Source organism: Microbacterium salsuginis, assembly GCF_012524205.1.
In the GTDB taxonomy this organism is placed as follows: domain Bacteria; phylum Actinomycetota; class Actinomycetes; order Actinomycetales; family Microbacteriaceae; genus Microbacterium; species Microbacterium salsuginis.
Window position 1 is genome coordinate 901,234 of record NZ_JABACI010000004.1, and the last position, 11,062, is coordinate 912,295.

Here is an 11,062-nt window from a genome sequence, read left to right on the forward strand (position 1 = left end):
GCGCGACGCGCTTCTGCGCGCGATGTGACATCGTTCCCACATAGTATCAACACCGACGCGTGCGTCGCCACTGCCGCCGGCCGATCCGAGGAGGACACGATGCAGAGCCCCGCCGAGCGCCCCGATGTGCTGGTGATCCAGTGCGACTCGCTGCCGCCCGATCTCGTCGGCGCGTACGGGGATCCGAACGGCGCGACCCCGCACATCGACGCGCTCGCGGCCCGGGGAGTGCGGTTCGATGCCTCCTGCAATGCACCGCTGTGCACCCCGTCGCGTGCGTCGATGATGACCGGGCGGCTGGCGAGCCGGCTGGACTGCTTCGACAATGCCGGCGAGTTCTCGGCGGAGCATCCGACCCTCGCGCACGCGTTCGGCGCGCGGGGCTATCGCACGGCGATCGTGGGCAAGATGCACTTCATCGGTCACGACCAGCATCACGGCTTCGATGAGCGCCTCGCGCTCGACACCGACTACAGCAAGGGGCACGACCCTCGGCTGTACGCACTCGCCTACGACTGGGACGCACCGAGCGCGGGCAATCCGAACAGTCCGCAGATGATGGGCGAGTCCTACCTCGGGGCCGAGTCCGCCGAGGCTTATCGAGAGCGCTTCCGGCGCGAGCTGCACGACGAGCGCGACGATCGCATCCACGACGAGGCCCTCGCGTATCTCTCGCGCGAACATGACGCCCCCGTGTTCGCGGTCGTCTCGTATCACGCGCCGCACAACCCGTTCTGGGCTCCCGACGAACTCGTCGCACGGTTCGACGGTGCGATGCCGAGGCTCCGGCCCGAGACCCTGCCCCCGGCGGGCGTCATGGATCGGTGGCTCAACGACTTCCACTACGTGCCCGATGTGCGGGCCCGGCTCATGGAGCCCGGCAACCTGCGGTGGATGTACGCGACCGTGTACGCGATGCTGCACGACCTCGACCGCCGGGTGGGCGAGCTGCTCGCCGCGCTGCCGAGGCCGGAGCGCACGGTCGTCGTCTTCGTGAGCGATCACGGCGACATGCTCGGAGATCGCGGGATGCTGCAGAAGCGCACCCTCTACGAGCGCTCCGTGCGCGTACCGCTCATCGTGAGCGGACCGGGCATCGCGCAGGGGGCGAGTCCCACCGGGCCGGTGAGTCTCGTCGACCTCTTCCCCACTCTCGCGTCGCTCGTGGATGCTCCGCTTCCCGCCGACCTCGACGGCGTCGATCTCAGGCCCGCGCTGTCTGGCGGCGACGTGCCACAGCATCCGGTCGTCGCGGAGTATCACGGCGAGGGCGTGCACGCACCGTGCTTCCTGCTGCGCGACGGCTCACTCAAGTACGTGCTCGTGCACGGCCACGAAGAGCACCTCTACGACCTCGACGCAGATCCCGGGGAGCGGCGCGATCTGGCCGGCGCGCCGGAACACGCCGAGACCTTGGCCCGACTGCGCGCGCAGCTGCTGGCGATCGTCGATCCCGCGGAGGTCGAGCAGCGCGCTCGCGCATCGCAGCGCCGCCGCGCGTTCCTCTACCGGGCGCACACGGCCCGGGCTGCGGCGCTCTCCCCGGCCCCGTAGCGCCCGCTTCCCACGCCCCTCCCCGACGTTCGTTCGTCACCTGTGTACGCCGAAACGCCGATTTCGCGTACACAGGTGACGAACGAACAGGAGGGGGTGACGTGAGGGGCTCAGCGAGCGGGAGGTGGGGCGATCGAGCCGCGGTCCACGAACTGCGTCGGCATCACGATCGTGCGCACCGGCGACTCGGGGGCGTCGATGCGCTCGAGGAGGGCCCGCATCGCGGTCGCTCCGAGGGCCCCGGCATCCTGCATCCGCGTCGACACCCCCGGCTGCACCATGGTCATCCACGGCGCATCGTCGAAGCCCGCGAGGCTCACGTCCTCGGGGATGCGCAGGCCGAGAGCGGATGCCGCGCGCCAGGTACCCTCGGTCAGCACGTTGTTGGCCGCGAACACCGCCGTCGGTCGGTCGGGGCGCGACAGGATGCGCTGAGCGGCGGCCATCGCCTCTTCGGCATCCCAGCCGGCCTGCACGATGAGCGACTCGTCGACGCGGACCTTGCGCGAGGCCAGCGCGTCGAGGTATCCGCGCTGGCGCTCCTCACCGGTCGTCCACTCGGTCTCGTCGATGAGGAGCGCGATGCGCTCGTGCCCGGCGGCGAGCAGACGGCTCGTGGTGTCGCGCGCAGCGGCGCGGTTGTCGACGACGACGGCATCGGTCTCGTCCGCGTCGAAGCGGCGGTCGACCTCGATGAGGGGCACGCCGACGCGGCTGAGGAAGGCGCTGAGCTCTCGCGAGACGGGTGTCGCGATGACGCCCGACACCCGCGATCCCACGAGGGTCTCGGCGGCCTCGAGTTCGTCGGACTCCTCGCCGCGCAGGTCGACCATCACGAGCGTGCGCCCGTGAGCGCGGGCCTCCTCGCCGATCCCGGAAGCGAGCTCGGCGTAGAAGACGTTGCGCAGATCCGACACGAGCACGCCGACCGACCGGCTCGTGCGCTGCTTGAGGCTGCGGGCGGTCACGTCCACGACGTAGCCGATCTCCTTCGCCGCCGCGCGGACCCGCTCGCGCACCTCGGGTGCGGCGTAGCCGTTGCCCGAGAGCGCGCGAGATGCGGTGGACCGCGACACACCCGCGGCGTCGGCGACCTCGCGGATCGTCGGACGGACGACGGGTCCTCGTCGCGGTGTCTCGCTCACGCCGTGCGCTCCTCGACGTCGACCAGGGCTTCGGCGTGCTGGCCCAGCCGCAGGTCGCCGATGGCGACGTCGACCGCAAGTCGCTGCCTGCGCCCCGGGGACGCAGGTGTCACGGTCAGCTGCACGGTGGACTCCTCGCCGGGTCCGAGCTCGAGGGTCAGCTCGGGGACGGACGAGCGCCAGCCTACCGGCACCACCGGCGTCAGCCGTGCCAGGGCGGACGCCGCCAGCGGGTTGCGCACGCGCACCGTGTACTCGAGCGGCTCGCCGACGCCGGCGCGGCGACGGTAGGGGAGCAGCCGCGCGGTCTGGCCGTCGGGCCCGATCGAGAGGTCGTCCAGTGGCAGCAGCCGCCGGTGGATGTCGTCGACCAGCTGCGCGGAGTCGGTCAGGTAATCCAGGTACTCGTCGTCGACCCAGCGGGGATCCCAATGCCCGCTCGCCATGAGCCCGGGCCCGATCCGGCGGTACAGGCTCGCACTCTGCGCGTAGTCGCCGAGGCGGAAGAGGTTGCGGTACTGGTAGTTCATGATGTCGCGGCGGCCGTCGCGCCCGCCGAGACCCTCCTGCTGGTCGCCGGTGAACACGACCTTGACTCCGTCGACGTCGAGCTCATAGGCCACCGCGTACAGCGTGTGTCCGGGTTGGGCGTGGGCGGTGAACGTGTACTCGTTCCACGAGAAGGGCTCGCCCAGGCGCAGCACGCGGTCGGCGACGATCGGGTCGTACCACTGGCACGGCAGGTCCTCGAGCCACGGGTCGGCCATCGTCGGCGCCACGTTCTCGGGGATCCACAGCTCGGTGCCCTCGACGTCGCGGAGCAGCGGCATCCCGGCGATATGGTCGTCGTGGTAGTGCGTGGGCAGGGCGACCGAGATCCGCGTCACTCCGTACAGCTCGCGCAGAGCGGGGATCGACGCGAGCCACGGCCGGCGCGACGCGCGCTCCTGACCGGGCACGAGACCGGTCGTCATGTCGTAGCCGTAGTCGACGATGAGCGCCTCGCCGGTCTCGGACAGCACGACGTACGAGCACGACATCGCCGTGCGGTTCAGGAGCAGGTGCGGGGTCAGGGCGACGAACGGATCCTCCAGTCGCGCGCGGAGGTCCCACGGATACGACCGGCGGGAGTCCACGTACTCCTGCATCACCTGGGCGAGCAGCTCGAGGGCGTGGTCGGGATCGTGCATGATCTCGCCGTGCGAGGGCGCGATCGCCGACAGCCGGTACCGGTGCAGGAGCAGGGCGCTCAGCACCGTCATGGCCGGGCCCTCGTTCTGGGTGTAGGACCACTGGGTCGCCGCCAGCGACCACACCTTGCCGGGCGCGTAGACGAGGTCGCCGGTGAAGGCGAGGCGCTCGCCGTCCCGATCGAGCAGGTAGGTCACGGAGCCGATCGTGTGGCCGGGTGTCGGCAGCACCAGCAGTCGCACGCCGGCGGCCTCGAGCTCGCGGTACTCCGGCACGCTCGCGTGGACCGGCACCGACTCGAGCAGCGAGAAGCGGTCCTGGCGCAGGTTGTAGTCGTTGTCGAGTTGGCGCCCCTCCCACATCTCCTCGACCCGGTCGAACAGCTCGCGCTCGACCGGCGGCACATGGATGCGGGCGCCGTGCGCGACCGCGCGCGGCAGGCCCTGCCCCTGGTCGCGGTGGTGGTGGGTCATCAGCACGTCCGTGATGCGACGGATGCCGAGGGCCTCGAGGTGATCGAGCGCCAGACCCGAGCCGAAGTCGATCGCCACGGCATCCCGCTCCCCCGCGGGGGCGTCCGGGTCCACGAGCAGGTACACGTGGCATGTGTCGGCGATGCGCCACACACCGCGCGCGATCGCCGTCACCGTCATGCGAGGGTCTCCCGGTACTCGTCCCACGTGCGACCGATGGCCGCGAGGTGCTCCGGGTCGATCGGCTCATCCTCTCGCACGCGCTCCAGGTAGTACAGCGCGGGGACGCCCAGCAGCACTTGGGTGCGGGCGTAGTCGAGCCACTCCTCGCGGTTGGGCATCGGCCACTGGTCGGTGTCGACGGGATGCCCCGGCAGGACGTTCGCGACGATCTCGTGCCGTGCGCGCAGCTGGGCTGCCACCGAGACCGGCGCGCCGGTGACGTCGTGCTCGAGCACGTCGTTCGTGCGGACCATGTCGGTCACGGCACCGAAGGACGGGTGGACGGTGTGTGTGATCACGAGGGCGTCGGGCTTGATCCGCTTCGCGGCGGCATGGATGCGGCTCACCAGCCGGTGCAGCGCCGCAACGCCCCACACGCCGTCGCTTGCGGCGCCCGAGCGCAGCATGGCGCCGCTCGGGGCGCGCTGCGTGAAGTCCACCTTGAAGCCGTCGGCGTCCAGTCCCTCGACCGAGAGCAGTCGCTCCACGATGGCGTCGAGGCGGGCCAGGTACGCCGGGCTTCCCGGGTCTGCCGCGATCGGCCGGCCGGCGGCATCCGTCACGCACTCCTCGGCGGGGAGCCCCGCGGGATCCCACGCCTTGAACCACAGCAGCACGCGGCGGCCCTCGGCATGGCGGCGGTCGATCCAGCCGCGCAGGTCGGGCCACGCGTCCGTGTCGGGCTCGGCGGTGCCGTACTGCGCCTGCCACCGGTCGTCGATCACGATCGTGCCGGGATCGAGGGATGCTCCGGCCAGCGTCTCGAGGAACTCGTCGTAGATCTCCTGCCGGCACAGGTCCGGCGCCGGCGCACCGCCGCGGGCGACCTGGGCGCCCCAGCCGCAGAAGATCGGCTCGAGCCACCACGGCGTGGGCTGCGGCGCCGTGGCCGTCGCGAACCCCGCCTGGACGAGGTCGTCACGGTGGGCACGGAGCGCGTCGCCGGGGGTGGCGACGGGGCGGATCACGATGGTGGGCGATCGCCACACGCCGTCGGCGCCGGTGTCGACGGGCGTGTGCCCCTCGTAGGCCAGCCGAAGCAGGCCTCCGCCGTCGACCGGATCGAAGCGCATCGTGGTGAAGCCGAGCTCTTCGACAGGGGCGCGCAGCCACGTCGCGAGCCACGGACCCGGACCCGGCGAGAAGGCGTCGGTCGCGGGGTCGCGGCCGAAGGCGAGCGCGAGCGGGGGCGGCGAGAAGATGCCGTTGAGGCGTCCGGGGTCGGCGTCGCCGACGACGCCGAGCGAGGCCGCCGACCAGACCGGGCGCACGAAGGCGACCGGCTCGGTGGGACTCGGGACGTACAGCGACTGCGCGTCGAAGCCCGAGCGGAAGGTGCCGCTCGCGCCGGTGGGCAGGATGCCGTCGCCGCCGAGGATCGTCACGTCGGTGAGGATGCCGGCGCCGCGGGCCTCGAGCGTGATCTCGACCGAGTCGTGAGTGCAGCGCAGTTCGAGCGCGCGTTCGCGCCACGCCGGCGACGCGCTGCGGATCGTGACGACGACCGCATCGGCTTCGGTGCGGACCTCGGGTTCGGACAGGCTCATGCTCTCGTCGCGCGCGTCGCGCGTGTGCACACTCGACAGCGCGCTCAGGCGCAGCCAGCGGGAGCCGTCGCCGTCGGCCAGCTCGAGGTATGGGGAGCGGACGAGCCCGGCCGCGCCGGTGCGCCACGACAGCGAGTAGCCCGTGCCGCGGACCGTCCGTCGGTCCTTGTCACTCGTCAGCGAGGGGAGCGAGGTCATGCCGGCAGTCTATGTGATAACGTTCCCAGGTGCTCGATGACGACGCCATTCTCGACCCGATGCCCGTCCTCCCGCAGCCCCGACGCGCCGAATGGCGCCCTGGTGCGTGGCCCCTGGCCGACCTGGTGGTGAGGGAATCCACGGTCGCCGATCTGCCCGCAGAGGGCTACCGGCTCGAGGTGGCCGAGGGGCGCGCCGCGGTCGAGGCATCCGGTCCTCGCGGCTTCCGCCATGCGCGCGCGACGCTCGAAGAGCTCGCTGATGCCAACGGTGGTCACGTTCCGGACGCGGTGATCGACGATGCCCCGGTGCTGCGCCGGCGCGGCATCATCGAGGGCTTCTACGGCGAGCCGTGGTCGCATGAGGAGCGCCTCGCGGCGCTCCGGCTCGCCGGGCGCCTGAAGCTCAACTCCTATGTCTATGCGCCCAAGGACGACCCATGGCACCGCGAGCGCTGGCGCGAGCTCTATCCCGCCGATGCGCTCGAGCGCCTCGTCGAACTCGCCCGCGAAGGTGCGGCTCACGGGGTGGACGTCGTGGTGGCGTTGCACCCCGCCGGGTCGATGGTCTTCGCCGACGATGCCGAGCACGAGCTGCTCGCCGCCAAGGCGACGCAGCTGCTGGATGCCGGCATCCCCTCGGTCGCTCTGCTCTTCGACGACGTGCCCATGACGCCGACGAACGACGCCGACCGCGAGCGGTTCGGCGATGACGGGGCGGGGATCGGCACGGCGCATGCGCTGGCCGCGACGCGATTCCTGGCCGATGTGCTGCGGCCCCGGCAGGCCGACGCCGAGCTGCTCGTCGTGGCGACGGATTACGCCGGCACCGGCGCCTCGGACTACCGCACCGCGTTCGCGGCCGGGCTGCCGGACGACACCTACGTGTGGTGGACGGGCCGCGACATCGTCGTCGGCGACATCACCCGTGCCGACATCGATGCGGCGGCCGGCGTCTTCGGCGACCGGCTGCTGCTGTGGGACAACTTCCCGGTCAACGACTTCGACCGCGGCCGGGCGTTCCTCGGTCCGCTCGTCGGGCGCACCCGCGAGGTCGAGGGCTCCGCACTGCACGGCGCGTGGACCAACCCCATGGTCGAGTTCGCGCCCGGCTGCTTCGGCATGGCGGCGTTCGCCGACTGGGCGTGGAATCCCGCGGCGTACGATCCGGATCGCGCCGCCCGTGCCGCGCTGCGGATCGTGGCGGGGACGGATGCCGCGGCCCTGGCCCCGCTCGTGCGCACGCTGTCGTCGTGGCCGCCGTCGGCGCCGATGGACCCCGCGCTCGCGGACGCCGCGGAGGCCGCTCTCACGGGCACGGACGGTGCGAGCCTGCGCGCTCGGCTTGAGCAGTTCGTCGCCTTGCGCGACCTCACTGTCGACCGAGAGCCCGCGCGTTCGCTCCGGCCGTGGCTCGAGGCGGCGAGCGACATGGGGGCCGCCGGGGTCGCGGCGCTCGATTTCGCCGCCGGGGCGGCCGACCGCGCGGACGTCGAGTCGGCGCTTGCGCGCGCCGAGGCGCACACCGCCAAGGTCGCGACCGACGTGGTTCCGCCCTTCGTGCGTGCCGTGCTGGAGCGCGCGGGCGCCTGACGCGGCGGGCTCGCGGCTCGAGCACAGGATCTGGCGCGCAGCGCCCTGCGGGCGGACAATGAGCCATGACCGCGGATCCGCCGGTCGACGCCGATGTCGACGAGGGCACGCCGCTGACGGCGCGCGCCGAGTCCGACGCGGCGCTCGCACGACGGGCTCAGATCCTCGCGACCGAGCACTGGGGCCTGCTGGCCGCTCGGGGCACGGCGCAGTCCGAGGTCCTGACGCGCATCACCATCTACCTGACGCTCGTCTCGGCCGGTCTGGTCACGATCGGGCTGCTCTCGCAGGCGACGCGGTTCGGCGGGTGGTTCGCCGGGGCGGCCCTGGCGATCCTCGGCTTCCTGGCGCTCGTCGGGCTCATGACGTTGACGCGCGTCTTCAACGTGGCCGAAGAAGACCTCATGTACGTCGTCGCGATGAACCGGCTGCGCGGCGCCTACGCCGATCTCGATCCGGCCGTGGAGCGCTACTTCCTCTCGGCCGTCGCCGACGACCTTCCCGGCATGGAACGCACGTATTCGTTCCTGAGGCGGCGCAGCTTCAGTCACCTGTTCGGAAGCTCGGCGATGCTCATCATCGTCGTGAACGCGTGCGTCGTCGGACTGTTCGTCGGGGGATGCGTCGCGACCGGTGGCGCGGACATCGGCTGGGCGATCGCCGCCGGTGTGCTGATGGGAGTCATCGTGGTCGTGGGCTTCGCCCTGTACGGACAATGGACCTTCCAGACCGCCTGGCGCAATCACCGGCCGCTGCGGCGCACGACGGAAACCGCATCGGATGCCGCAGCCGCGGTCGACACCGCGCTGTAGGCGGTCAGTGGAAGGGACAGCGCGAGGGCGTGCCCGCCATGCGGACGCGGCCGCCCGAGCGGGGCATCGTGGGCAGGCGCCGCCGGTTGACCTCGAGGCCGGAGTCGAGGACCGTGACGCGAGGATCGCTCAGTGCCGAGACGGCCGCGGCGAGCCCGGCGATGGCGAGCTTCTCGCCCGGACAGCGGTGCCCGGTCGCCACGTCGGCCCCGCCATGGGGGATGAAGGCACGCAGCGCCTCGTAGTCGTCCACGCCATGGAAACGCTCGGGATCGAATTCGCCGGGACGCTCCCACGAGTTGTCGTCGGTGTTCGTGCCCAGGAGGTCGAGGACCACCCTGCCTCCGGCATCCATCCTCCGGCCGCCCAGCTCGACCTCGGCCGTGGCCCATCCGGGCAGCATCGGCACGAACGGGGCGGTGCGCCGGATCTCCTGCGCGAACATCGTCGCGAGCGGGCCTCCGACCAGGGATTCGCGCTCGGCCGCCTCGGCCGCGATGCGCTCGCGCCACTCCGGCCGGTCGTGCAGTTCTTTCGCGGCGAACGCGACGAAGCGGGCGACCGCGATCATCGGCCGCATGCTGTTCTGCAGTTCGACGCCCGCTTCGCGTGCCGGCAGCAGGGCGCCCTCGCGGTCGCGGTGCCACGCCCACGCTCCGAGCGCGGTGCCGGCAGGCGCGATGAGCGAACCCCCACGGACCGCCTCGATGAGACGTTCCGCGTGACGATCGGACCAGACGCGGTTGAGTTGCGCCAGCGCGAAAGCGGGTGAGTAGGGAGCTCCGAATCCATCGACGATCTGCGCGAGCCGCGCGGCCCAGCGCGTCTGCGCGGCGCGGGTGCCTGGAACCCCCGCCCACCTCATCACGGCACGGCCGAAGGCGCCGACGGCGGCATCGTAGGCCGACCGGGTGCCACCGCGAATCCACTCGTCGAGCTCGAGACCCCACTCGTTCTCGAGCAGCGGCACGAATCGCTGGACCTGTGCGTCGTCGTAGGCGACGTCGACGAAGGTCGCTTTGCGGTGGCGGTGGTCGGAGCCGTCGAGGCTGTGCACCGATCCGTGGCCGAACAGCGTCTCCTGCACGAAAGCGGGCATGGCGCCGTGGCGAGCGATGCGGGTCTCGTCGTAGAAGAGGTCCACGCCATCCACTCCGCGCACGAGGAGTGCGTCTCTCCCGAGCAGACGCATGGGGGCGGAGCGGGCACCCCTTTCGACGCGCCGCCAGATCGACGCGCCGAAGTCGTAGCCGCGGGTCAGGAGCGAGAGGGAATCGTCGACGGTGATGGGCATGTCGCCACCGTCTCAGGTGTGGGCTCGCGTCTCCAGGGGGTGCGATTCCGCCGACCCCTGTGCTACGACGACGATTCAGCGCGGGGCTTCCGCTGCGCTGTCGCCGGGGTGAGGAAGCTCCACTCGCGCCTCATGGTTTCCGCCGCACCGCGTGGTGCCGTCGATCCGTTTCCCAGTCGAGCTCGACGTGGCCCTCTGAGAGCGCCGTGCCGTCGATGTCGAGTAGCCGGAATCCGAGCTGACGCCGAGTGTCGAGCATCGTTGCCGCCCTCAGGCGGCCGCGTTCACGGGGATGATGGTGGGATGTCTCGCTTCGGGTCGCTCCACCATGTCGAGCTGCAGACGGCGGATCTTGCCGCCGCGATCCCTCAGTGGGACTGGCTGCTCGGCGAGCTCGGCTACGTGCGCTTTCAAGACTGGGACGGTGGACGCAGCTGGCGGAACGGCGACGCGTACATCGTGGTCGCGCGGGCACCGCGTCCGGGGTCGCATGATCGCCGGGCCCCGGGATTGAGTCACCTGGCGTTCCACGCGGGGTCTGAGGCGGACGTCGATCGAGTCTGGCAGGCCTGCGTCGAGCAGGGATGGAAGCAGCTCTACACGGACACGCATCCGTGGGCCGGTGGTGATGAGCACTACGCAGCGTTCCTGGAAAACGGCGACCGATTCAAGGTCGAGCTCGTCGCTTCCGATCCCGCGCGCTGACACTCGGCGGACCCGCACTCGATACCTCTGAACCGCGACCTCACATCTGAGCGCTCGCGGTGGCGCGCCGTCCGCGCGCGCCGGTTCAGGTGCGTAGGGCGATGTGGTCGCGTTTGCGGGTGGGGGATTTGGTGGCGGGTCGCCATTGTCGCGTGTGGTCCCACCAGGAGGGTCCGCGGACAGAGGGGATGCCGTCTTGCATGCGGATCTGCCAGTTGCCGGTGTCGAGGGTGCGGTGGTGGAACCAGCACAGCAGGACGCCGTTGTCGGTATGGGTGGGCCCGCCCCGTGAGTGTTCGGTGACGTGATGGATTTCGCACCATTGCGGG

At 71.3% G+C, this 11,062-nt stretch carries 9 protein-coding genes; 4 read left to right on the forward strand and 5 right to left on the reverse strand.

The genetic code is table 11. The annotated features are described in order from the left end of the window. The first annotated feature begins 99 nt into the window (after positions 1-99). Positions 100-1,554: a sulfatase-like hydrolase/transferase gene (locus HF576_RS15960; RefSeq protein ID WP_168913755.1), complete on the forward strand. Its 1,455-nt coding sequence runs from the start codon at positions 100-102 to the stop codon at positions 1,552-1,554. A gap of 110 nt (positions 1,555-1,664) precedes the next feature. Here HF576_RS15960 and HF576_RS15965 read toward each other — a convergent pair whose 3' ends face one another. The 3 genes from HF576_RS15965 to HF576_RS15975 are packed head-to-tail and all read right to left on the reverse strand — an operon-like array spanning position 1,665 to position 6,330. Beyond that, on the reverse strand, positions 1,665-2,699 hold the full coding sequence (locus HF576_RS15965; RefSeq protein ID WP_168913756.1) for a substrate-binding domain-containing protein: 1,035 nt from the start codon (positions 2,697-2,699) through the stop codon (positions 1,665-1,667). Beyond that, complete coding sequence (locus HF576_RS15970) at positions 2,696-4,543, reverse strand: MBL fold metallo-hydrolase (RefSeq protein ID WP_168913757.1); 1,848 nt, start codon at positions 4,541-4,543, stop codon at positions 2,696-2,698. Before HF576_RS15970 ends, HF576_RS15965 begins: the two co-directional genes overlap by 4 nt. Next, positions 4,540-6,330: an alpha-galactosidase gene (locus HF576_RS15975; RefSeq protein ID WP_168913758.1), complete on the reverse strand. Its 1,791-nt coding sequence runs from the start codon at positions 6,328-6,330 to the stop codon at positions 4,540-4,542. The genes HF576_RS15970 and HF576_RS15975 overlap by 4 nt, the downstream gene beginning before the upstream one ends. A 29-nt stretch (positions 6,331-6,359) precedes the next feature. Here HF576_RS15975 and HF576_RS15980 point away from each other — a divergent pair, with 29 nt between their 5' ends. Next, entirely contained in the window at positions 6,360-7,922 is a 1,563-nt protein-coding gene (locus HF576_RS15980; RefSeq protein WP_168913759.1) for a beta-N-acetylglucosaminidase domain-containing protein, read from the forward strand. A gap of 65 nt (positions 7,923-7,987) precedes the next feature. Then, a complete protein-coding gene (locus tag HF576_RS15985; RefSeq protein WP_240948926.1) occupies positions 7,988-8,734 on the forward strand; it encodes a hypothetical protein in 747 nt (248 codons plus the stop codon). A 4-nt stretch (positions 8,735-8,738) separates the two neighbouring features. Here the strand turns inward: HF576_RS15985 and HF576_RS15990 are convergent, their stop codons facing one another. Then, a complete protein-coding gene (locus tag HF576_RS15990; protein WP_168913760.1) occupies positions 8,739-10,028 on the reverse strand; it encodes a cytochrome P450 in 1,290 nt (429 codons plus the stop codon). A gap of 303 nt (positions 10,029-10,331) precedes the next feature. Between HF576_RS15990 and HF576_RS15995 the strand changes: the two genes are divergently transcribed. Next, entirely contained in the window at positions 10,332-10,733 is a 402-nt protein-coding gene (locus tag HF576_RS15995) for a VOC family protein (RefSeq protein WP_168913761.1), read from the forward strand. 85 nt (positions 10,734-10,818) lie between these two features. Here the strand turns inward: HF576_RS15995 and HF576_RS16000 are convergent. Then, the coding region (locus HF576_RS16000; protein ID WP_168913762.1) for an HNH endonuclease at positions 10,819-11,062 on the reverse strand (244 nt) is incomplete at its 5' end.

Coding starts and splice junctions, on each gene's coding strand:
- HF576_RS15985 (WP_240948926.1), top strand. CDS start 7,988: ATGACCGCGGATCCGCCGGTCGACGCCGATGTCGACGAGGGCACGCCG.
- HF576_RS15975 (WP_168913758.1), bottom strand. CDS start 6,330: ATGACCTCGCTCCCCTCGCTGACGAGTGACAAGGACCGACGGACGGTC.
- HF576_RS15990 (WP_168913760.1), bottom strand. CDS start 10,028: ATGCCCATCACCGTCGACGATTCCCTCTCGCTCCTGACCCGCGGCTAC.
- HF576_RS15960 (WP_168913755.1), top strand. CDS start 100: ATGCAGAGCCCCGCCGAGCGCCCCGATGTGCTGGTGATCCAGTGCGAC.
- HF576_RS15995 (WP_168913761.1), top strand. CDS start 10,332: ATGTCTCGCTTCGGGTCGCTCCACCATGTCGAGCTGCAGACGGCGGAT.
- HF576_RS15970 (WP_168913757.1), bottom strand. CDS start 4,543: ATGACGGTGACGGCGATCGCGCGCGGTGTGTGGCGCATCGCCGACACA.